At 65.2% G+C, this 19,903-nt stretch carries 20 protein-coding genes; 6 read left to right on the top strand and 14 right to left on the bottom strand.

All coding sequences use genetic code 11. The annotated features are described in order from the left end of the window. Nucleotides 1-30: 30 nt before the first annotated feature. The 9 genes from ACO06P_RS02465 to metC all read right to left on the bottom strand — a co-directional run bounded on the left by ACO06P_RS02465 (nucleotide 31) and on the right by metC (nucleotide 7,260). Nucleotides 31-378, bottom strand: a complete 348-nt coding sequence (locus tag ACO06P_RS02465) for a hypothetical protein (RefSeq protein WP_420348431.1) — start codon at nucleotides 376-378, stop codon at nucleotides 31-33. A 93-nt stretch (nucleotides 379-471) separates the two neighbouring features. Beyond that, a complete protein-coding gene (locus tag ACO06P_RS02460) occupies nucleotides 472-1,395 on the bottom strand; it encodes a hypothetical protein (protein WP_420348430.1) in 924 nt (307 codons plus the stop codon). Between the two features lie 446 nt (nucleotides 1,396-1,841). After that, nucleotides 1,842-2,117 (bottom strand): hypothetical protein, encoded by a 276-nt coding sequence (locus ACO06P_RS02455; protein WP_420348429.1) that lies wholly within the window; start codon nucleotides 2,115-2,117, stop codon nucleotides 1,842-1,844. A 420-nt stretch (nucleotides 2,118-2,537) separates the two neighbouring features. Continuing rightward, on the bottom strand, nucleotides 2,538-2,786 hold the full coding sequence (locus ACO06P_RS02450) for a hypothetical protein (RefSeq protein ID WP_420348428.1): 249 nt from the start codon (nucleotides 2,784-2,786) through the stop codon (nucleotides 2,538-2,540). A gap of 100 nt (nucleotides 2,787-2,886) precedes the next feature. Then, nucleotides 2,887-4,020, bottom strand: coding sequence for a molybdenum ABC transporter ATP-binding protein (gene modC / locus ACO06P_RS02445; RefSeq protein WP_420348427.1), 1,134 nt, complete (start codon nucleotides 4,018-4,020; stop codon nucleotides 2,887-2,889). A 17-nt stretch (nucleotides 4,021-4,037) separates the two neighbouring features. Beyond that, nucleotides 4,038-4,730 carry a molybdate ABC transporter permease subunit gene (gene modB, locus ACO06P_RS02440; protein ID WP_420348426.1) on the bottom strand — a complete coding sequence of 231 codons (693 nt, stop codon included), beginning with the start codon at nucleotides 4,728-4,730 and terminating at the stop codon, nucleotides 4,038-4,040. Between the two features lie 37 nt (nucleotides 4,731-4,767). Then, nucleotides 4,768-5,520, bottom strand: a complete 753-nt coding sequence (modA, locus tag ACO06P_RS02435) for a molybdate ABC transporter substrate-binding protein (protein WP_420348425.1) — start codon at nucleotides 5,518-5,520, stop codon at nucleotides 4,768-4,770. 63 nt (nucleotides 5,521-5,583) lie between these two features. After that, complete coding sequence (gene hisI / locus ACO06P_RS02430) at nucleotides 5,584-5,997, bottom strand: phosphoribosyl-AMP cyclohydrolase (RefSeq protein ID WP_420348424.1); 414 nt, start codon at nucleotides 5,995-5,997, stop codon at nucleotides 5,584-5,586. A gap of 48 nt (nucleotides 5,998-6,045) precedes the next feature. Next, entirely contained in the window at nucleotides 6,046-7,260 is a 1,215-nt protein-coding gene (gene metC / locus ACO06P_RS02425) for a cystathionine beta-lyase (RefSeq protein WP_420348423.1), read from the bottom strand. A gap of 457 nt (nucleotides 7,261-7,717) precedes the next feature. On the opposite strand from metC, the gene ACO06P_RS02420 reads away from it, so the two are divergent. From ACO06P_RS02420 to ACO06P_RS02400, 5 genes are all read left to right on the top strand, one after another. After that, nucleotides 7,718-8,740, top strand: a complete 1,023-nt coding sequence (locus tag ACO06P_RS02420) for an amino acid ABC transporter substrate-binding protein (RefSeq protein ID WP_420348422.1) — start codon at nucleotides 7,718-7,720, stop codon at nucleotides 8,738-8,740. 158 nt (nucleotides 8,741-8,898) lie between these two features. Next, nucleotides 8,899-10,059, top strand: a complete 1,161-nt coding sequence (locus tag ACO06P_RS02415) for an amino acid ABC transporter permease (protein WP_420348421.1) — start codon at nucleotides 8,899-8,901, stop codon at nucleotides 10,057-10,059. Nucleotides 10,060-10,072: 13 nt separating this feature from the next. Beyond that, nucleotides 10,073-11,188, top strand: a complete 1,116-nt coding sequence (locus ACO06P_RS02410) for an amino acid ABC transporter permease (protein WP_420348420.1) — start codon at nucleotides 10,073-10,075, stop codon at nucleotides 11,186-11,188. Between the two features lie 72 nt (nucleotides 11,189-11,260). Further along, nucleotides 11,261-12,034 carry an amino acid ABC transporter ATP-binding protein gene (locus tag ACO06P_RS02405; RefSeq protein ID WP_420348419.1) on the top strand — a complete coding sequence of 258 codons (774 nt, stop codon included), beginning with the start codon at nucleotides 11,261-11,263 and terminating at the stop codon, nucleotides 12,032-12,034. A 149-nt stretch (nucleotides 12,035-12,183) separates the two neighbouring features. After that, nucleotides 12,184-13,251: a radical SAM protein gene (locus ACO06P_RS02400; RefSeq protein ID WP_420348418.1), complete on the top strand. Its 1,068-nt coding sequence runs from the start codon at nucleotides 12,184-12,186 to the stop codon at nucleotides 13,249-13,251. Nucleotides 13,252-13,270: 19 nt separating this feature from the next. On the opposite strand, the gene ACO06P_RS02395 is transcribed toward ACO06P_RS02400, so the two are convergent. The 5 genes from ACO06P_RS02395 to ACO06P_RS02375 form a co-directional block, all read right to left on the bottom strand. Then, entirely contained in the window at nucleotides 13,271-14,284 is a 1,014-nt protein-coding gene (locus ACO06P_RS02395) for a GNAT family acetyltransferase (RefSeq protein WP_420348417.1), read from the bottom strand. A 10-nt stretch (nucleotides 14,285-14,294) separates the two neighbouring features. After that, entirely contained in the window at nucleotides 14,295-15,179 is an 885-nt protein-coding gene (gene sseA, locus ACO06P_RS02390) for a 3-mercaptopyruvate sulfurtransferase (RefSeq protein ID WP_420348416.1), read from the bottom strand. 50 nt (nucleotides 15,180-15,229) lie between these two features. Then, nucleotides 15,230-15,937, bottom strand: a complete 708-nt coding sequence (locus ACO06P_RS02385; RefSeq protein ID WP_420348415.1) for an alanyl-tRNA editing protein — start codon at nucleotides 15,935-15,937, stop codon at nucleotides 15,230-15,232. A gap of 91 nt (nucleotides 15,938-16,028) precedes the next feature. Further along, the gene (locus tag ACO06P_RS02380; RefSeq protein WP_420348414.1) at nucleotides 16,029-17,039 is read right to left on the bottom strand and encodes a cysteine synthase A; all 1,011 of its coding nucleotides are present in this window, start codon (nucleotides 17,037-17,039) and stop codon (nucleotides 16,029-16,031) included. A 133-nt stretch (nucleotides 17,040-17,172) separates the two neighbouring features. After that, nucleotides 17,173-17,808: an NUDIX domain-containing protein gene (locus ACO06P_RS02375; RefSeq protein ID WP_420348413.1), complete on the bottom strand. Its 636-nt coding sequence runs from the start codon at nucleotides 17,806-17,808 to the stop codon at nucleotides 17,173-17,175. A 264-nt stretch (nucleotides 17,809-18,072) separates the two neighbouring features. Here ACO06P_RS02375 and ACO06P_RS02370 point away from each other — a divergent pair, with 264 nt between their 5' ends. Continuing rightward, nucleotides 18,073-19,290 (top strand): alpha/beta fold hydrolase, encoded by a 1,218-nt coding sequence (locus tag ACO06P_RS02370; RefSeq protein WP_420348412.1) that lies wholly within the window; start codon nucleotides 18,073-18,075, stop codon nucleotides 19,288-19,290. The last annotated feature ends 613 nt before the right edge of the window (nucleotides 19,291-19,903 follow it).

Here is a 19,903-nt window from a genome sequence, read left to right as displayed (position 1 = left end):
TGCGGGGTCCTCGGATCGCTGTCCGTCAGATCAAAGGGCCGCGAATTTCACAGCTTTTTTCAATAGCTTATCGAGTAATCCAAAAACCTTTGTGGCCTTCTCCGCGATCCTGATCGCGTCATCCAGTTCCTTGGTCGCCTGGCGCAGGTCGGTGACGGCATCCAGGATTCTGGTCTGTGAAGAAGCGATTCCGGCGGCGGCGTTGTTGAACCGGGCGGCCTCAAGCTCGACCCACTGCGCGCGCAGCTCCTGCGAGCGGTTCAGCAGGGCCTGGCGTTGCGGAATCGGGATGTCCGGCCGCATGGCTTTCTGCACGATTTCCTCAAAGCACTTGTAGAGCCCGTCCCGCAGGGCCTTGTTCGCTTTCACATCCGGCATCGTTTTCTCCCCTCTGCGATCGCAGGCGGAACACCTGGACGGGCGCGCTCTCCTTCGCCCGGACCGGTTTCCGTTAAGTCGCGGCGGCTTCGCTCAACGTCTTGCCTCGCTCACTTCCTTGAAGGACTCGAACACCTCCTCGGCGGAATCCGCGTAGCTGCGTACGATCGATACAAGGTCGGAAAGCTCCTGCGGGCCCTTATCGGAGATCGCATAGCGCACGAGCGCATCGTGTGCGGCATCGAACTGGTCGAGGGTCTGCAAGAGGCCCTGAAGCGTCGAGAGGCTTTGTGTGCGTGCCTGCAGTGCCTGGTCGATCTTCGTGAGTGTGTTCAGACGCGCGGCGTTGTTGTTCGCCTCCTGCGCCTGGGCGTAGCTGATGGTGAGTTCGGCGATCTCCAACTGCTTGACCGAATCGCGCTGGCGAACCACGAAGGCCAGGTCGTCGCGCAGAGTGGCCGAGATGTCTTGGATCGCCGGTGCGGCCTTGCCGATTGCAGCGTCAAGCGCGGCGGTACGCCTGGCGTTGATGATCTCGGTCGCAATGGCATCGGAAATGGTCTTCAGCGGGCTCGTGATGCCGGTGATCGGCAGGTTGCCGAGGACGCCGCTGTTGGCGTTGAGGTCCGTCAGCAGGGTATCCGCTGAAGCCTTGGCCCGTTCGCTCGCTGCTTTCCACCGCTCGCTGGCATCGCTGGCGGCAAGCGACGCAAGCATCTGTGTGTACTGCTTGAGGACCCCGAAGGCCCGGTCGCGCGCAGAAATCGCCTCCGGCGAGAGAATGGGCTCCGAGAGCTTGGAGATGTTGAGCGGACGATCGGGGTCTTCGCGCAGCAGCTTCAGTTCGAAACCCCGCTCGAAGGTGTTGATGCCCTGCACGTAGTCCAGGGCGACCGAAGCCGTTCTGTCGGTCGCCGTCTGGAATTCGCCGATGGTCTCCTGGTAGACCGTGAAGTCCCGCGGCGTGCTGCAGGCGGCGAGGAGGACGAGAAGGGTCGTGGCGCCAAACCACCGCATGGCATGCAATCGCATCGGAGGCCACCGTAGGGCAGGCCAGCGCAGAGCGTATCTCATTGCTGCCCTCCACAGCGGCGGCAGCCGCCGGCGGTGAAGATGCAAAAAGGCCCCTCGGCACGGTTCATGTTTCGCCCCCCGCGTTCCTGTCCCGGATAAACGCTTTCGCTAAGACTCCGAGAGCGATTTTTGGCCGAACGCCGATGCGCCGCAACCGCGAATTCCGGACTAAGCCGGGAGGGTTAGGCAGAGTCGGCCGGCCCCGCTCTGAGAGCAGGTGCAAGAGCAAAAGAATTCTCATGGACTTGTGGAGCCGGTGGACGGCTCGAAAGGACTGGGAAACTCAGGAGGCCGGCTGGCTGATATTGCGGTCCGTCATGCCGCCAATGCCCGGGCTGCTGTCCCGATCGCAGGGCCTTTATCTCGGCACCCTGCGGCTAGGGTGTGGCTCAGCGCAGGCCGCGCACCACCGCCGGCTTCGACCGTGGCTTGAGGAGCTTTGCCGACTCACTGGGCCCGGACTGCCAGTTCAGATCGATGCCCTGCTCCTTCAGATAGGCTTCGGCCGCCGCGCGCGCCTCGGCGTGGGAGTCGGCGAAACCCTGCGCATAGAAGCGCCCGTCCTTCTCGTAGGAGACGGTCCAGCGGAACTCGGTGGTGCCGCGCCGCGTCTTCGACTCGGTATCGCCGCGCCACGGTTCGATCAGGATATCATGCTTTTTCATGGCCCTTACGTGGATTGCCTGAGAGGGGTCGTCAACCTCATTCTAGCGAAAGCCCGCCGGAAGTGCAGCCCTTGGTGATTTCGGACGAACGGCAGGCCGGCTGGGGGCTCGCCGTGCACTGGGTGGGTTGGCCGGGCCGGACCGCTCGGCGGCGGGGCAGGCGGTTCGTCGGGGACCCCCGGCGGCCATTCCGGCGGTGGCTCGACGTCGGGCGGCTCGACGTCGGGCGGCTCCACGTCGGGCGGCGTGTCGGGAAACGGACCGGGAGGTGGCGGCACCGGAGCAGGAGGGTCCGGCGGCGGTTTGGGGACTTGCAGGTCGAAAACGAACACGCGCTGATGCCGGGCTTTGGCCGCTCCCAGTTCGGCCTTGGCGCCGAAGTGCCTCCTGGTGAATGCCTTTCAGTGCCTCGGGGCCAGCCTAGTGCCTGAGCGCCAGCAGAGCGCCCTCGATCAGCTTTACGACATTGGGACAGCCGTCGATCGCAGCCAGATCACGCGCCAGCTCCAGCTTTGCGAACCCCTCATCGGGCGTGTTGGCCGGGCGGGAGATGATCTCTTCGTCCAACTCCGACACGCTGGCCTCGGCCTCCGTGCGGCTGAGCTGGTCCAGCTCGCGAAGCACCCGCGCGCGATGAATCGTGAGTTCGTTCAATGTATGCATGGACATGATTAAAGCGCGCTCCCTGCCGTCGGAACTGTGACAAATGGCGGGCACCTGCAGATCTTGTTAACCATATTAGCAAAATCCGCGAAGGTTGTCGCGCAATTCATTGGTCTTCGGCCAGGAAGCGCTCGGCCCGGTCGCGCCGTCCCAGGCTCTGGCGGTCGATCGCGACGCTCTTGATCAAGGCAAAGACCTTCAGGCCCGGGCGCAGGTCCAGGGCGCGGCAGGAGCGCGCCGTGATGCGGGCCCAGATCGCCGCCCCGCCGGCGTCAAGCTGCAGGTCGACCTGTGGGCTCCGTTCTTCCCCAATTGCCTGAACAGTGCATTCGATCATATTGAGAATGCTTGTGTTTTCAGGTTTGGAGAGGGCAATCGAGACATCGCGCGCGCGGATGCGGACTCGCAGGCTCTGTCCCAGGGGCAGGTTCAGGTGCGGCACCCGCAGCCGGCCGCCTGCGAAGCGCAGTTCGGTCAGTCCGAAGGCCTTGTCCTGGCCCGCCACGGCCGTCGTCAGGACAGCGCCGGCTTCGTAGCGCCCGGTCAGCGGCCGCAGGTCGAGACGGCTTGTGAGGTCCTCGACGCTGCCGACAGCCTCGACCCTGCCTTTGGAGATCAGCACCAGCGTGTCGGCCAGGCGCACGATCTCCTGCATGGAGTGGCTGACATAGACGATGGGCATGGCCATCTCGTCGCGCAGGCGTTCGATGAACGGCAGGATCTCTTCCTTGCGCGGCTGGTCCAGCGCCGCCAGCGGTTCGTCCATCAGCAGGAGCTTGGGGTTGGCCAGAAGCGCACGGCCCAGGGCCACGCGCTGCTTCTCTCCGCCCGAGAGTGCGCTGGGGCGGCGTTCCAGAAGATCCTCGATGTCCAGCAGCGCGACCACCTCGTCGAGTTCGATGCGCCGCTCGGCCCTGGGGACGCGCTTGAGCCCGTATGCGAGGTTGCCGCGCACGGAGAGATGGGGGAAGAGGCGCCCCTCCTGAAACACATAGCCAAGGCGCCGGCGTTCGATGGGCACATCGATACCGGCATCGGAGTCGAACAGTGTTACGCCGTTGAGGGCGATGCGTCCGCGTTCAGGTTTCAGCAGCCCGGCCAGCATGTTCACCAGGGACGTCTTGCCGGCGCCGGAGCGCCCGAACACGGCGGTGATGCCGGCCGCCGCGCAGGAAAACCGCGCTTCGAGCTGCAGTTCGCCCAGGCGGCGTGCGACATCGACTTCCAGCTGTCTGGTCATGCCGGCGGCCCCGGTCGCTAAGCGGCCAGCCGGGCGCGCAGGCGCCGGGCGAGGAGTTCGGATGCGCCGAGCGCGGCCAACGACAGCAGCACAGAGAGAACGGCCAGCCGCAACGCTCCCGCCTCTCCCTCCGGTGTCTGGATCAAGCTGTAGAGCGCCAAGGGCAGGGTCCGCGTTTCGCCCGGAATGTTGGAGGCGAAGGTGATGGTTGCGCCGAACTCGCCGAGGCTCCGCGCAAAGGCAAGCACGCAGCCGGTGAGGATCCCGGGCGCGATAAGGGGAAGGGTGATCGTAAAGAAGACCGCCGCGCGTGAGGCGCCCAGGGTGCGGCCGGCGGTTTCGAGGTTCTGATCGACGCTTTCGATGGAAAGGCGGATCGCCCGGACCATCAGCGGAAAGGCCATGACCGCGGCGGCCAGGGCGGCGCCCTCCCAGGTAAAGGGCAATGTGATGCCGAGGTTTTCATAGAGCCAGGTGCCCAGCGGTCCCCGTCGCCCGAGGAGCAGGAGCAGCAGATAGCCGACCACCACCGGCGGCAGGACCAGCGGCAGATGGACAAGGCCGTTGAGGAGGGTCTTGCCGTAGAACTCGTAGCGCTGCAGCAGCCAGGCGATGGCGAGCCCGAACGGCAGGCTGACCAGCACGGCCCAGAAGGCCACGCGCAGGCTGAGGCGGAGGGCTTCGCTTTCCAGCGGCGTCAGTTCGAGCATGGTTCCGGCAAATCAGTCGGCAACAGGTCCCAGCCCTTTAGCTTCCCGGGGGCGCCACTGTAAAGCCGTGCCTGCGAAAGATCGCTGCCGCTGCTTCACCCTGCAGGTATTCGAAGACCCGGCGGACCGCCGGCCGGTCGCGCCCGGCGACGATGGCCAGGGGATAGCTGATCTCCGGCGTGACCGCGGCCGGAAAGATGTCGACGACCCTGACGCGTCTGGAAATGGCGGCGTCGGTCGCGTAGACGATCCCGGCAAGCGCCTCGCCGCGCTCGACCAGGGCGAGGGCGGCGCGGACGTTGGCGGTCTGGGCAAGCTTGCCGGTCAGGTCCTGCCACAGGCCGAGCGCCTCCAAAGCCTGTTGGGCGTAGATGCCCGCCGGCACGTGGGCCGGGTCGCCGATGGCGATGCGCCCGTCGCCGAGTTTCGCGGCCAGGTCCACGTCCCGCGAGAGGGTGACATGAAGGTCGGAGTCGCCCGGGGCGGCCAGGACCAGCCGGTTGGACAGCAAGGTCAGCCGGCTCTGTCGTTCGATCAGGTCCTGCTCTGCGAGATGGTCCATCCAGCGCACGTTGGCGGAAAGGTAGAGGTCCGCCGGCGCGCCCTGGCCAATCTGGCGTGCCAGGGTGGAGGAGGCGGCGACCACCGGGCGGATCGACCCGCCGGTTTCCGCCGCAAAGGCCTCGGCGATGTCGTTGACCGCATCCGTGGTGCTGGCAGCCGCGAAAAGCGTCACGGTTTCCGCCGCGGCTGTGCCGGGACCGGCCGACACCCCGGCAAGCCAAAGCATCCCAGCGAGCCAGACCATCGCGGCAAGCGGCCGGCGGCACAGGGCCCGGGCCATCATCGGGACTCAACGCCCATAGAGAGCTTTGGGGTCCACGACGACCGGCAGCAGTTCCTTCATGTCGCCGCCTTTGTCGATGGCGCGGTAGAAACAGGACCGCCGGCCCGTGTGGCAGGCGACGCCCTTCTGGTCGACGCGCAGCAGCAGGGAGTCGCCGTCGCAGTCGATGCGCAGTTCGATCAGCTTTTGCGTCTGGCCGGAAGACTCGCCTTTGCGCCAGAGGCTTTGGCGGGAGCGCGACCAGTAACAGACCTGGCCGCTTTCCAGCGTCTCGGCCAAAGCCTCCCGGTTCATCCAGGCGGCCATCAGCACCTCGCCGCTGTCGTGCTGCTGGGCGATGGCCAGGACAAGGCCCTGGTCGTTGAAGGTGACAGCCTCTTCGATCTTCGCTGCCGGTGATGTCATGATGCGTTGTTCCATTCTGTATGGCTGCGATCCACGTCAGGGATCCAGGCCGGGATGCCAGGATTATCCGGCCCGCGCGGCAAGAGTATCCTCGGCCGCATTCAAACGGTCGAGGCCCGCTTCGAGATCGGCGATCAGGTCGTCACTGTGTTCCAGGCCCGCATGGATGCGCACCACCGGGCCCGGGTCCGTCCAGACCGTCGCCGTGCGGATCGGGCGCGGGTCGGTGAGCAACATCAGGCTTTCGTAGCCGCCCCAACTGGCGCCGATGCCGAAGTACTCCATCCCGTCGATCATCGCCACCACGGAGGAACGCGCGCAGGGCTTCATCACGACGCCGAACAGTCCGCTGGCGCCGCGATAGTCGCGCTTCCAGATCGCGTGATCGGGGCTCTCCGGCAGGGCGGGATAGAGAATGCGGTCCACCTCCGGGCGCTGCCGCAGCCAGGCGGCCAGACGCAGCGCGTTCTCCTGATGGCGGTCGAGGCGCACGGCCAGCGTTCTGAGGCCGCGCAGGCCGAGGTAGAGGTCATCGGGGGCCGCGGCGCAGCCCAGCTGCTGGCTGGTGCGCCGCAGGCGTTCATAGTGCTCCTCCCGCGTGGCGATGACTCCCAGCATCGCATCGGAGTGTCCGACCATATACTTGGTCGCCGCATGCAGGGCGATGTCGATGCCGTGATCGAGCGGCCGGAAGAACAGCGGGGTTGCCCAGGTGTTGTCGATCGCAGTCACCACGCCGGCGGCGCGGGCGGCCTCTGCGATGGCCGGGACATCCTGAACCTCGAAGGTCAGCGAACCGGGGGACTCCAGATAGACCATCACCGTGTTGTTCCGGATCAGGGCGGCGATGCCGCCGCCGATGCGCGGGTCGTAGAAGGTCGTTTCGACCCCGTTCTCGCGCAGCAGATCCTCACAGATCTTGCGGCCCGGATAGTAGATGGAATCCGGAACCAGGACATGGCTGCCGGCCTTGGCGAAGGCCATCAGGGAGACCGCGATCGCCTGCAGGCCCGAGGACAAAGCGATCGCCCCATAGGCCCCCTCGAGCGCGGCGACCGTCTCCTCGAAGGCGAAGGTGGTGGGCGTACCGCTCCGGCCATAGGAACTTTTTCCCTTCACCCAGCGATTCCGCCCCGCCTCCTCGTGCGCGTCCACGCTCTCCCGGATCAGTGTGGAAGCGTGGTAGACGGGCGTGTTCACGGTCCCGAAATGGGCACTGGGGTCGCGCCCGAGGTGGGCCAGGAGGGTTTCAGGTCGGCGCTTTTCGCCTTTGCTCATAGGGTGCGGCCTTCCGATTTGCCTTTGATGTGGTTGTGGTCGGGGCGGAGAGGTCCCGCAACTGCGGGGACTTCGGCTAAAGGTCGCCCATCGGGCCGCGAAATCCAAGCGCCAAGGGTCTGGTCACCCCCTGTGGTCGCCGGCGCGCCCTTCGGCGTTTCGGTGGCTGGCTGAGGCCCGCCGACCAGCCGCCCGGCCAACCGCCCGGCCAACCACCTCGGGGCGCGCGCGGCTGCGCTGCCTGTCGAGGCCGGAAGAATCCAGGGAGGCCGGTCATTTTTTGCCTCGCGGCCTCCTGCAACCTGTTGCCTTTCCTTGGCGAGTGAGACATGGTTCGCCCATGCGAGTGCTCACGCGCCCCGCAGGGAGCCTGAAAAGTTAACAATAACAGGCAGTCAGAGCGGGACCGGGGTTCGCTACAAGACAATAAACGACGAACAGCAGGGAAGGTCTTTCCATGTCTACACTGAAGGTATTGCTCGCGGCCGGCGCAATCACTGCCGTCGGTGCCACCGGCGCTGCCGCAAGCACTTTGGACGACGTCCGCGCGAAGGGTTTTGTGCAATGCGGTGTGTCGACCGGTGTCCCCGGTTTCTCCTTCACCGATGATGCCGGCAACTGGCGGGGCTTTGATCCCTCGGTCTGCCAGGCCGTTGCCGCTGCTGTGTTTGGCGATTCCAGCAAGGTGAAGTACACGCCGACCACCGGCAAGACGCGCTTCACGGCGCTGGCTTCCGGCGAAATCGACATGCTGGCCCGCAACACCACCTGGACGTTCAGCCGCGACGTCGATCTTGGCTTCACGTTCATCGGCGTGAACTACTACGACGGCCAGGGCTTCATGATTCCGAAGGGACTTGGTGTCGGCAGCGCCAGCGAGCTTGACGGCGCCTCAGTCTGCATCCAGACCGGCACCACCACCGAGCTCAACCTGGCGGACTTCTTCCGCACCAACAACATGAACTACGAGCCGGTGCCGATCGAAACCAACGAAGAAGCGCGCACCAACTATCTGGCCGGCCGCTGCGATGTCTACACGACGGATGCTTCCGGTCTGGCCGCCAGCCGCGCCGCCTTCGACAACCCGGGCGACCATATCGTTCTGCCGGAGATCATCTCCAAGGAGCCGCTGGGTCCGCTCGTGCGTCAGGGTGATGAGCAGTGGGGCGACGTCGTCCGCTGGACGCTGAACGCCATGATCAACGCCGAAGAATACGGCGTGACCTCCGAGAACGTCGACGAGATGGCCGGTGGCGCCAGCAACAATCCCGAAGTTGCGCGTCTGCTGGGCTCTGAGGGTGACCTCGGCGGCATGCTGGGCCTCGATGCGAAGTGGGCCTACAACGTCATCAGCCAGGTCGGCAACTATGGCGAGGTTTTCGAGCGCTATATCGGCTCGGAAACGCCGATTGGCCTGGAGCGTGGCATCAATGCGCTCTACACCGACGGTGGTCTGATCTACGCACCGCCGATGCGCTAAGCGCGCAACGCATGAAGTGGGCTTGGGATACGCTGGCAACCGTGCTGGCGTATTCCCTGCCCATTTCTTTTTGGCGCGGGAGCCTCGGGACTCCCTGACGCGCGCGGGCATCGCAGCGGGGTGAAGCCATGGCCGCAATCGAACAAGATTCACAACAGATGACGCTGGGTCGGCTTTGGTCCGACAAGCGCTACCGGGCTGTCATTACGCAGATTCTGGTGGTCGCCGGGATGTTCATGCTGTTGGCTTTTCTGGCCACCAACGCGGTGCAGAACCTGGAGGCCCTGGGCAAGACCTTCGGCTTCGCGTTCCTGCAGGCGCCGGCCGGCTACGACATCAATCAGACGCTTATCCCTTACGATTCGCGCGATACCCATTTCAGGGCCGGCGTCGTCGGGCTGCTGAACACCGGGCTGATCGCCGTGACGGGTTGCATCTTCGCCACCATCCTGGGCTTCATCCTGGGTGTGTTGCGCCTGTCCAGCAACTGGCTGATCAACCGCATCGTCTACTGCTACATCGAGTTTACGCGCAACGTCCCGGTGCTGGTGCAGATCCTGCTCTGGCATGCGGTGATCGTGCACACCCTGCCCCCCGTTAGGGAGGCGCTCACCCCGACCGAGGGCGTGTTTCTCTCAAATAGGGGTTTCCAGGTTCCGAAGCCGGTTTTTGAGGACGGTTTTTCGCTGGTGGTCTTGGCGTTCCTGGCCGCGCTCGCCGGCGTCATCGTCTTCAGCCGCTGGGCCAAGAAGCACCAGGAAGCCACCGGGCAGATCTATCCCGTGTTCTCCATCGGCGTCGCCGCCATCGTCGGCCTGCCGCTGCTGGCCTTCTTCGCCGCTGGCATGCCGGTGACTCTCGAGATGCCGGAGATGGGCCGGTTCAACATCAGCGGCGGTATGTCATTGCCGCCAGAGTATGTCGCGCTCTGGTTCGCCCTGTCGATCTATACCGCGGCCTTCATCGCCGAGATCGTGCGCGCCGGCATCCAGGCCGTGAGCCACGGCCAGACAGAGGCGGCCTTCGCCCTGGGCATCAAACCCAACTGGACGATGCGCCTCATCATCATTCCGCAGGCGCTCAGGGTCATCGTGCCGCCGCTGACCAGCCAGTATCTGAACCTGACCAAGAACTCCTCCCTCGCCATCGCCATCGGTTACATGGACATCATGGCGACTTTCGGCGGCATCACCCTGAACCAGACGGGCAAGGAGATGGAGGTCATGATCATCGTGCTGTCGATCTACCTGACCATCTCATTGATGATCTCGGCCTTCATGAACTGGTACAACCGGCGCATCGCGCTGGTGGAACGCTGAGGAGGGCGGTGCGATGACGGACACCACCGAACGCTACGAGCCCGGAACCCACCCCGACCTGCCGCCGCCCATGGCAACCCACGGGCCGATCGTGTGGATGCGCAAGCACCTGTTCAGCTCGCCGCTAAACATCGCGCTCACCCTGGTTTCAATCTACCTGCTCTACCTGATTGTACCGGGTGCGTTGCAATGGGCGTTCTTTGACGCGGTCTGGGATGCGGGGTCCCGGGCCGAGTGCCGGGAACAGGGGCAGGGCGCCTGCTGGGCCCTCGTCGATGTCCGCTTCGGGCAGTTCATGTACGGATTCTACCCCGAGCACCTGCGCTGGCGGGTCGATCTGCTGGCGGTCCTCTTCCTTCTGGCGCTGGTACCCATTCTCTGGGACAAGGCGCCGTTCCGTTCCCGCTGGCTGATCTACTCCTGCCTGTTTCCCTTCATCGGTTACTTCCTGCTGGTCGGTGGTCTGGGGCTGGAGCCGGTTGAAACCAGCAAGATCGGCGGTTTCACGCTGAACGTCGTGATCGGGGTTACCGGCATTGCCGCGTCGCTGCCGCTTGGCATCCTTTTGGCCCTGGGCCGGCGATCCAACATGCCGATCGTGCGCACGCTCTGCGTGATGTTCATCGAGTTCATCCGCGGCGTGCCGCTGATTGCACTGCTGTTCGTCGCCTCGACGATGCTCAACTACTTCCTGCCGCCGGGGACCACGTTCGATCTGGTGCTGCGGGTGCTGATCATGGTCACCATTTTCTCGGCGGCCTACATCGCCGAGGTGGTGCGCGGCGGTCTGCAGGCGATCCCCAAGGGTCAGACCGAGGCCGCCGATGCCATGGGGCTGCGCTACTGGCAGTCCATGCGTCTCGTGGTTCTGCCCCAGGCCCTGAAGATCTCGATCCCCGGCATCGTCAACACCTTCGTCGGGCTCTTCAAGGACACCACGCTGGTCATTATCATCGGTCTGACCGACGCCCTGGGCGTCGGGCGTGCCGCGCTGTCCGATGCCAAGTGGCAGGGTCTCGCCTGGGAGGTCTACGTTTTCACGGCGATCCTGTTCTTCATCTGCTGCTTCGGCATGTCGCGCTATTCGATCTATCTGGAAAAGAAGCTGCACACCGGCCACAAGCGCTAGCAAAGGCGCCGGCTGAAACAGGCCCCACTGGATGGGTGCCAGGGTGCGGACCGAACGAGGAGGTTAACTGGGATGTCAGATGCTGCTGCCACGCAAATGTCGATCTCCGATGAGGTGGCGATCCAAATTCTCGGCATGCACAAGTGGTATGGCGACTTCCATGTCTTGAAGGACATCAACCTGACGGTCAACCGGGGGGAACGAATCGTCATCTGCGGACCCTCGGGCTCCGGGAAATCGACCATGATCCGCTGCATCAACCGTCTGGAGGAACACCAGAGGGGCAAGATCATCGTCGATGACATCGAGCTCACCAACGACCTGAAGAACATCGCCGAGATCCGCCGCGAGGTCGGCATGGTGTTTCAGCACTTCAATCTCTTTCCGCACCTGACGGTGATGGAGAACTGCACCCTGGCGCCGATCTGGGTGCGCAAGATGCCGAAGAAGGACGCCGAAGAGGTCGCCATGCAGTACCTGGAGCGGGTGAAGATCCCGGAGCAGGCCGCAAAGTACCCGGGCCAGCTCTCCGGCGGCCAGCAGCAGCGCGTGGCCATCGCCCGCTCCCTCTGCATGAACCCGCGCATCATGCTCTTCGACGAGCCGACCTCGGCGCTCGACCCCGAGATGATTTCCGAGGTCTTGGACGTGATGGTGAGTCTCGCGGAGAGCGGCATGACCATGCTCTGCGTGACCCACGAAATGGGTTTCGCGCGCAAGGTGGCCAACCGGGTCATCTTCATGGACGGCGGGGAGATCATCGAGGAGAACGAGCCAGAGGAGTTCTTCAACAATCCGCAGTCCTCGCGGACCAAGCTGTTCCTCAGCCAGATTCTGCATCACTGATCAGGTACACATTGGGGGGGAGAAGGGGCCGCCGCGGCAGAAGCCGCGCGGCCCCTTCTTTGTGGGCGATCCGGCTTGGCCGGACGTGACTGCATTGTCCCGGAGATCTGGTAGACTGGCCCCGGCCAGGAACCAACTCGGACGAGGTGATGGAAGAAACGGCTGAGCGCCAGGGGGCTGCCGCAGCGGCGGAAGCGCCGGACAAGGTGGTCTTCGTGCAGGTGGAGCCAACGACGCGCTGCAACTTCACCTGCGGCTTCTGCAGCGGTCGCCAGATGGACCAGAGCGACTTCGATGCGGGTGACTTCGAGCGGCTGCTGGACAGTCTGCCGGACCTCGAGCACATCGAGTTGCAGGGCGAGGGCGAGCCGCTGCTGCACAGGGGTTTCTTCGACATGGCGCGCGAGGCGCGGGCGCGCGGTATCCGCCTCTCCATGATAACCAACGGAAGCCTGCTGTCGGAGGAACGGGTGGCGGCGATCCTCGACGTCGGGATGGAGGCGATCTACGTTTCCATCGAATCGCCTGACGATGCGGCCTTTCAGGAGATCCGCGGCGGAACCTTGAAAAAGGTGAAGGCGGGGATCTCCAGACTGCTGGCAGCGCGCGATGAACGCGGCCTGCAGCGCCCCACCGTCGGCTTTGCGGTCACCGTTCTCAAGGACACCATCGATACTTTGCCGGATGTCGCTGCGCTGTACCGCGCGCTGAAGATGGACGGCGGCGCGACCATCCAGCCCCTGAACCGGATGGAGAGCTATACCGGAGTTTACGACAAGGCGATGGAGGCCCGCCTGCTGGGTCCGGCGGATGGCCAGCGCCTGCGGCAGGTGGTCCAGGGGACGCCGGCGATCGGCGCCATGCTGGCGCAGACCCGCAGGACGCGCCACTTCTACATCGAGATGGGACGGCGCTTTGCCGCGGAGCACGGCTGCCCCTGGGTCAAGGGCGCTCTCTACATTGACCGCCACGGCGCCATCGCCAGTTGCTGCATGGTGAAGGACACGGCCCGCTTCGGTCTCGGCAAGGTCGGCCTGACGCCGCTGGAGGCGGTGCTGGCGCAGCGCCGGCAGATCGACGCGGCCCTGGAAGCGGGGCGGCCGCCGGAGCAGTGCCGCGGCTGCGGCTACTACCGTAGCCCGGAGCGCCGCGAAGCCATCCGCCTCAACCGGCTGGCGGCGCAGCGTGCCGCGGTCGTTGAGAAGGAGAAGGGTTGAGAGGCGGGGCCCCCGGTCTTTATCCCGGTATGGTTCCGTTCAGCCGCGGGTCCGGCATGACCAGCCGTTCCTGACGGTAGGGCTGGAAGCCGAACTTCTGATAAAGCGGCAGCGCCTTGGGGTGATCCATGGTGTTGGTGTTCACGGTCAGCCGGCCGGGCTCGTAGCTCCAGGCCTGCTCGATCGCCTGATTGAGCAGGTAGGGGCCCAACTGCTGGCCGACGAACTGCGGCAGCAGGCCGAAGTAGGCAAGGTCGACGTCCGGCGCCTCGCGTCGGTCCAGTTCGAAGTAGCCGGCTGGTACGCCTTCGACGTAAAGCACGAAGACCTCGACGCGTTCGTCCTCCAGGATTGCGGCCAGGTCGTCATCGGCCATCTGGCGGCGGTACCACCAGTTCCACTCCGCGCCAACCCCGTGATAGAGGAAGCGGTAGAAATCCACCGTCGGCCGGTGGGCCCGCATCAAGGCCACCTGCAGGTGACGCGGTGGGTGCACGGGCGTCAGCCGCGGGCGCTCGGTCATCTGCAGGAAGGTGATCACGAAGTTCACCTTCAGGTCGCGCCCCGCCGCGACCGCCAGGTCGAGCGGCAGTTTGGCGCCATCGGGCGGGTCGGACGGCAGTTCCAGCCAGCGCGCCATCACGGCGCGGGGCGTATGGGCATAGCCGAGCGCCGCGTAGAAATCGAGCACCGGGCGGTTGGTCTCGCGCACCATCAGCTGGATCTTCCGGATGCCCTGTTGGCCCAGCCAGTCCTCTGCCTTGTGTACGAGTTGACGACCGAGGCCGGTGCCGCGGCGCTGTGGATCGACGGCGACGTAGTAAAGCCAGCCGCGGTGGCCATCGTGGCCGCAGCAGATGGTGCCGACGATACGCCCGTCCTCCGGCGCCACGAAGATCTCAGCGCAGTCGCTGCGCGTCCAAAGGGCGATGTCCGCAGCAGGGTCGTTGTACCAGACCGTCAGCCCGCAGCCTTGCCAGAGATCGACGCAGCCGGCGAGATCGGCATCCTCGTAGGGACGCAGCCCATCCATACCGTTCGCTCTACCCGGAAGAGGCGTCGGCAGACCCCGCGGGGCCGGTTTCCACAGGGGTATCGCCCGGCCGTCCCCAGTCCGACCAGGAACCGTCGTAGACCGCCGTTTCCCGATGCCCCAGGCGGTGCAGCCCCAGGGCCAGAACGCCGGCGGTCACACCCGAGCCGCAGGACGTCACCACAGGCCGGGAAAGATCCAGGCCTTCGGCCTCGAAGCGCCGGCGCAACGCGTCGGGCGCCAGCAGGGTCTGGCTCGTCTGGTCGACGATCTCGGTGAACGGCAGGTTCAGACTGCCGGGAATGTGGCCGGAGCGCATGCCCTCGCGGGGCTCCGGCTCGCTGCCCTCGAAGCGGGTCCGGCGGCGCGCATCGATGACCTGCTCGCGGCGGTCGTCCAGCCCGGCCAGGAGCTGCTGGCGGTCGCGCAGCAGGAAGCTGTTGGCTCGCGGGGTGAAGTGCCGCTCCTCGCTGACCGCCGGGCCGTCTTCGGCGGCGCGCCCTTCGTGCAGCCATTTCGGCAGGCCGCCGTCGAGCACCGCGACCTCCTGATGGCCGAAGTAGCGGAAGGTCCACCAGACGCGCGGCGCGCTCCAGATGCCGCGCTGATCGTAGATCACGATCCGCAGACCGTCGCCGAGCCCGAGACGCCTTACCTTGGAGGAGAAGATATGCGGGGGCGGCAGCATATGCGGCAGATCGCTGTCCGGATCGCTGATTTCGTCAATGTCGAAGAACACCGCGCCCGGGATGTGCTGCGCCTCGAACTCGCGGCGCGGGTCGAGGCCCTCGTTCGGCAGGTAATAGCTGCCGTCGACGATCCGCAGGTCCGGCGCCTTCATGTTTTCGGCCAGCCACTCGGTGCTGACCAGTGCCTCTCTGTCAAAGTCCACCATAGCTTCCTGCCTCGTTTTGCTCATCTCGGGTGTTTGCGGCTGGCGCGCCGTCAGTCATCGAAGAGGATGTTCACACGGCGGTTCTGCCGCCCCTTGTTCTCGATTTTCCCGACCCGGACCTTGCCGATCTCCCCGGTGCGGGCGACGTGGGTGCCGCCGCAGGGCTGCAGATCGACCCCGGCAATATCCAGCAGACGCACACGCCCGGTTCCACTCGGCGGCTTGACCGACATGGTGCGCACCAGATCCGGCTGGGTCGCCAGGTCGTCGTCGCTGATCCAGCGCGAGGCCACCGGGTGGTTCTCCTCGATCAGGCGGTTGAGCGCTGCTGTAATCCCTTCCTTGTCGAGCTGGGTGTCCGGCAGATTGAAATCCAGCCGGCCCTTGCCGTCGCCGATCTGGCCGCCGGTGACCTCGCCGGTGACGACGGAGCACAGCAGGTGCAGGCAGGTGTGCATCCGCATCAGGCGGTGACGCCGCTCCCAGTCGATCTCAGCGGTGACGGCGGTGCCGGGGGCGGGCGGGGCGGTCCCCTCCTCGAGAACATGAACGACGTCTTCGTGGGTCTCGCCCTTGCGGGTGTCGACGACCCTGAGCGTGGAACCGTCGGCAAGGCTGAGGCGGCCGCAGTCGCCCGGCTGGCCGCCGCCCATGGGATAGAAAACCGTGCGGTCCAGTCGCAGCCCTTCCGGCCCCGCGGAGACAACCGTCGCCTCGCAGGACTTCAGATAGGGATCGTCACGAAAAAGCAGGTCCATCGTCCTCGTCATTCCTTCCCTTGCCGGGGCCCCTTTGCCGGGCCGTTATCGGGCCGGTGCGGAGGCTGGAAGGCCGCGCAGGACCGACGTTTCAGCCCCGCCAGGACAGCCATTCCGGCACCGGCAGACCTTTTTCGCGCAGGAACGCCGGATTGAAAAGCTTGCTTTGATAGCGCATTCCGCCATCGCAGAGAATTGTAACGATTCGATGGCCGGGCCCCAATGCCTTGGCGAGCCGGACCGCGCCGGCCACGTTGATGCCACTGGAAGCGCCGAGGCAGAGCCCCTCGTGCTCCAGCAGATCGAAGACCACGGGGATCGCCTCGCTGTCCGGGATCTGGAAGGGGTGGTCGATCTCGGCTGCTTCCAGATTGGCGGTGATGCGGCCCTGACCGATGCCTTCGCTGATGGAACTGCCCTCGGCCTTCAATTCACCGTGGGCATAGTAGTGGTAAAGCGCCGCGCCCATCGGGTCTGCCAAGCCAATGGCGACGTTCTTGTTGCGCTCTTTCAGCGCGGCGGAGACGCCCGCCAGGGTCCCGCCGGTGCCGACGGCACAGACAAAGCCGTCCACCATGCCGTCGGTCTGATCCCAGATCTCCGGCCCTGTCGTCTCGTAATGGCCGCGCCGGTTGGCCGTATTGTCGAACTGCTGGGCCCAGATCGCTCCGTTCGGATCGTTCTCCGACAGTTCCTTGGCAAGCCGCTCGGAGACATGCACGTAGTTCTCCGGATCGCGGTAGGGCACGGCAGGCACTTCGCGCAGCTCGGCGCCGGAGATGCGCAGGATGTCCTTTTTCTCCTGGCTCTGGGTATCGGGGATCACGATCACCGTGCGGTAGCCGCGGGCGCGGCCCACCAACGCCAGGCCGATGCCGGTGTTGCCGGCAGTGCCCTCGACGATGGTCCCGCCGGGGCGCAGGGCTCCGCTTTCCTCGGCATCTTTGATGATGGCCCAGGCCGCGCGGTCTTTCACCGAACCGCCGGGGTTAAGGAACTCCGCCTTGCCCAGGATCTCGCAGCCGGTCTCCTCGGAGAGCTTGCGCAGCCGAATGAGGGGCGTATTGCCGATGGCACCGACAAATCCATCGCAGACATCCATGTCTCTGTCTTCCTTGTTGGCTTCCCCAGACGTGTGAATCCCAGCCCTGGGAGAGGTTGACCGCCGTGCAGATCCGCCCCGCGGCGCGGCAAAGCGCAGCAAGCCGGCCCTATTAGCACTATAGCGCCGTAGATTATTTCCAAATACGCATAAGTTCAGTGTAATTCAAGGCCAGCCATTGCAGGGCCACCACCGCGGTCATGTTGACGATCGCCCCCTCGGCCAGCTTCTGCTGGGCGGCCGCGCGGCTGATGGGCAGCACGCGGATATCCTCGCCTTCGTGGTCGAGCCCGTGGATCCCGCCGGCCTTGGAGGCATCGACCCGGCCGCAGAAGATCTCCAGGCTCTCCGAGGAGCCGCCCGGCGTGGCCAGAAACCGACCGATGGGATGGAGCGCCGTGATCGCGCAGCCGGCCTCCTCGACCGCTTCGCGGCGCACCACCGCCTCGGCGGTTTCCCCGGGGTCGATGATCCCCGCTACGACCTCGATCAGCCAGGGCTCCAGGCCGGCGGTGTGGGCGCCGAGCCGGAACTGCTCGATCAAAACCACGTGATCCAGCGTCGGATCGTAGAGCAGGACCGCGGCGGCATGGCCGCGTTCGAAAATCTCCCGGGCCATCTCGTCAGTCCAGCCGCCGTCGAACTTGCGGTGGCGCAGTCGGTAACGGTCGACCCGGAAGTAGCCCTTGAAGGGCGTCGTCTTCTCGATGATCTCGATGCGCTCGTCGGGAGGGAGTCCGGGGCTTGAAGGGTCACCGGTGGTGCTCATGCGTGGCTTCCTGAAGAGTTGCTGAACCTGGTTTTCCTGTGTCCGGCGCATCGCTGCGGCTGTGGCCGGCCTCGCCCGTGAAGCGGGACAGCCGGACCATAGTCGAGCGCCGCGGCCGATCCCATCCGGTTTTGCCGCGCCGGGACGATGGCCTTGCCAAAAACACAGGCGCCATGGTCCGATCCGCCCCGCCGCGGGCGCTGGGGTGCGCCGCCGTCCGGGGCATAGGGTACTTTCGCGATCACGCATGACGGGAGACTGGGTATGAAGAGCGAGAAACTGACCTTTCCGGGATCGGGCGGAGAGATGCTGGCCGCGCGCCTGGAACTTCCGGTGGGTCCGCCGCGCGCCTATGCCTTGTTCGCCCACTGCTTTACCTGCACCAAGGACATCTTTGCCGCCGCGCGCATCGCCGGCGCTTTGGCAGACCAGGGCATCGCGGTGCTGCGGTTCGATTTCACGGGGCTTGGCGCCAGCGAAGGCGACTTTGCCAACACCAATTTCTCCTCGAATGTGGGCGATCTGGTGCGGGCAGCGGACTACCTGCGCGAGACGCGGGCGGCCCCGAAGCTGATCATCGGCCACAGCCTGGGCGGGGCGGCGGTGCTGGCCGCTGCCGGCCAGGTGCCCGAGGCCGTCGCCGTGGCCACCATCGGCGCCCCTGCCGAACCGGCCCATGTCGCGCACCACTTCACCGAGGCGCGCGCGGAGATCGAAGCGGCCGGCGAGGCCGAAGTCTTGTTGGTGGGGCGGCCGTTCCGCATCAAGAAGCAGTTTCTGGAGGACATCGAAGCACAGCGTCTGGAAGCCGCGATCGCCGACATGAAGAAGGCGCTCATCGTGTTTCACGCACCCCGGGACCAGACAGTGGGCATCGAGAACGCCGGTAAGATCTTCATGGCGGCCAAGCATCCCAAGAGCTTTGTCTCGCTGGATGACGCCGATCATCTGCTTAGCCGCAAGGAAGATGCGATCTACGTTGCCAACGTGCTGGGCGCCTGGGCGGCGCGTTACCTGGGCGGTGATGGCAGTGCAGACGCGCCACGGGCCGCTGAAGGCACCGTGGTGGTGGAGGAAACCGGGGAAGGCCGCTTCACCCAGGCGATCGCAGCCGGGCCGCACCGCTTGCGTGCCGACGAGCCGGAGAGCTACGGCGGCCTGGAGTCCGGCCCGTCACCTTACGATCTTGTGCTGGCGGGACTGGGGGCCTGCACCTCCATGACGCTGCGGCTCTATGCCGAGCACAAGAAGCTGCCGCTCGAGAAGGTGCGGGTGACCCTCACACACGAAAAGATTCACGCCGTCGACTGCGCGGAGTGCGAAACCAAAGAGGGCAAGATCGACCGTATCGAGAGACGGATCGAAATCACCGGCGACCTGGATGACCGACAGCGCCAGCGGATGGTGGAAATTGCGGACCGCTGTCCTGTCCACCGGACGTTGGAGAGCGAAGTCCAGGTGGTTACAACCGAGAGCCGCTAAGCGCCAACCTGCAGGCGAGGCCGAGGCGGCAGGACGGTCCCGCCCGGCGGTGGGCCCAGGCCGGAGGAGGGTCGCTTATGGCCCAGTGACTGTCGCAAACCTACAACTCGCGGGTTTCGGGCGACGATAAAGTTTGCTAGGCTTTTGGTTGAAAACGAGAAAAACGAGCCAACAGGCCGCCTAGGGAAGCGTAGTGGCGGCACAACAAAGAGAAGCTTTTTTGAGGAACAGGGAAAAACCGGGCTTTGCGGATACCCGCTGACAGAGTCAGTCCAGCGGAGAGGGCAAGGGCGTTAACGGTGGGCGCCGCGGAACGGCGGCAAACGGCAACGAAAGCACCGTCATCCGACGCGACTGATATTCTCCAGCGCGGCGACAGCCATATCGTTTGTTCTGCCCGTCGGGTAGCGGCAGTCCGATTTGGGAGCACTTGAGCACGGATATGAGAGGATTCCACCAATCCGCATTGTAGATTTTGCTTGTGGAGTTCACACGGATGGAACGCGCACAGGTAGATTTAATGAGGGACGGTGGGCGATCATCTGGACCAGACTGGGCCACGGGCTGATTACGCGCGGCCGCCGGCGGGCTCTGAACAAGATCACCAGGGAGA

Origin of the sequence: Pelagibius sp., assembly GCF_965227505.1 — a bacterium.
GTDB lineage: Bacteria > Pseudomonadota > Alphaproteobacteria > Kiloniellales > Kiloniellaceae > Pelagibius.
This window is presented reverse-complemented; position numbering and strand designations above follow the sequence as displayed.

Excerpts from the sequence above, each read along its gene's own strand:
- ACO06P_RS02465 (WP_420348431.1), bottom strand. The coding sequence starts at position 378 with ATGCCGGATGTGAAAGCGAACAAGGCCCTGCGGGACGGGCTCTACAAG.
- ACO06P_RS02460 (WP_420348430.1), bottom strand. The coding sequence starts at position 1,395 with ATGCGGTGGTTTGGCGCCACGACCCTTCTCGTCCTCCTCGCCGCCTGC.
- ACO06P_RS02455 (WP_420348429.1), bottom strand. The coding sequence starts at position 2,117 with ATGAAAAAGCATGATATCCTGATCGAACCGTGGCGCGGCGATACCGAG.
- ACO06P_RS02450 (WP_420348428.1), bottom strand. The coding sequence starts at position 2,786 with ATGTCCATGCATACATTGAACGAACTCACGATTCATCGCGCGCGGGTG.
- modC (WP_420348427.1), bottom strand. The coding sequence starts at position 4,020 with ATGACCAGACAGCTGGAAGTCGATGTCGCACGCCGCCTGGGCGAACTG.
- modB (WP_420348426.1), bottom strand. The coding sequence starts at position 4,730 with ATGCTCGAACTGACGCCGCTGGAAAGCGAAGCCCTCCGCCTCAGCCTG.
- modA (WP_420348425.1), bottom strand. The coding sequence starts at position 5,520 with ATGCTTTGGCTTGCCGGGGTGTCGGCCGGTCCCGGCACAGCCGCGGCG.
- hisI (WP_420348424.1), bottom strand. The coding sequence starts at position 5,997 with ATGGAACAACGCATCATGACATCACCGGCAGCGAAGATCGAAGAGGCT.
- metC (WP_420348423.1), bottom strand. The coding sequence starts at position 7,260 with ATGAGCAAAGGCGAAAAGCGCCGACCTGAAACCCTCCTGGCCCACCTC.
- ACO06P_RS02420 (WP_420348422.1), top strand. The coding sequence starts at position 7,718 with ATGTCTACACTGAAGGTATTGCTCGCGGCCGGCGCAATCACTGCCGTC.
- ACO06P_RS02415 (WP_420348421.1), top strand. The coding sequence starts at position 8,899 with ATGACGCTGGGTCGGCTTTGGTCCGACAAGCGCTACCGGGCTGTCATT.
- ACO06P_RS02410 (WP_420348420.1), top strand. The coding sequence starts at position 10,073 with ATGACGGACACCACCGAACGCTACGAGCCCGGAACCCACCCCGACCTG.
- ACO06P_RS02405 (WP_420348419.1), top strand. The coding sequence starts at position 11,261 with ATGTCAGATGCTGCTGCCACGCAAATGTCGATCTCCGATGAGGTGGCG.
- ACO06P_RS02400 (WP_420348418.1), top strand. The coding sequence starts at position 12,184 with ATGGAAGAAACGGCTGAGCGCCAGGGGGCTGCCGCAGCGGCGGAAGCG.
- ACO06P_RS02395 (WP_420348417.1), bottom strand. The coding sequence starts at position 14,284 with ATGGATGGGCTGCGTCCCTACGAGGATGCCGATCTCGCCGGCTGCGTC.
- sseA (WP_420348416.1), bottom strand. The coding sequence starts at position 15,179 with ATGGTGGACTTTGACAGAGAGGCACTGGTCAGCACCGAGTGGCTGGCC.
- ACO06P_RS02385 (WP_420348415.1), bottom strand. The coding sequence starts at position 15,937 with ATGGACCTGCTTTTTCGTGACGATCCCTATCTGAAGTCCTGCGAGGCG.
- ACO06P_RS02380 (WP_420348414.1), bottom strand. The coding sequence starts at position 17,039 with ATGGATGTCTGCGATGGATTTGTCGGTGCCATCGGCAATACGCCCCTC.
- ACO06P_RS02375 (WP_420348413.1), bottom strand. The coding sequence starts at position 17,808 with ATGAGCACCACCGGTGACCCTTCAAGCCCCGGACTCCCTCCCGACGAG.
- ACO06P_RS02370 (WP_420348412.1), top strand. The coding sequence starts at position 18,073 with ATGAAGAGCGAGAAACTGACCTTTCCGGGATCGGGCGGAGAGATGCTG.